Source organism: Tritonibacter sp. SIMBA_163, from assembly GCF_046535935.1.
In the GTDB taxonomy this organism is placed as follows: domain Bacteria; phylum Pseudomonadota; class Alphaproteobacteria; order Rhodobacterales; family Rhodobacteraceae; genus Epibacterium; species Epibacterium scottomollicae.
The window spans coordinates 1-261 of sequence record NZ_JAWJBP010000674.1; the positions used below are offsets into that span (position 1 = coordinate 1).

General features: G+C 67.8%; 1 protein-coding gene. It reads left to right on the forward strand.

Features of this window, described 5'->3' with window-relative positions:
• Positions 1–261, forward strand: a 261-nt coding sequence (locus tag R0J92_RS24010; RefSeq protein WP_411053525.1) for a trehalose-6-phosphate synthase, incomplete at both ends; no start/stop codon positions are given.

A 261-nucleotide genomic window follows, 5' to 3' on the forward strand; every position in this document is an offset into this window, starting at 1 on the left:
CTGGCCGGCGCTGGAGGTTTTCCTGGCGCTGCCCAACCACCGCGACATCGTCAAGCAGATGTGCGCCTACGACCTGCTCGGTTTTCAGACCGAACGCGACCTGTCGAACTTCCAGCACTACATCCGGGTCGAGGTCGGCGGCCGGGTCGATCCAGACGGGACGATCATGGCGTTCGGCCGCCGGCTGGTCGCGGGCGCCTATCCGATCTCGACCGACACCCAACGCGTGGTCCAGTTCGCGCGGGAGGCCGCGGATGCGCG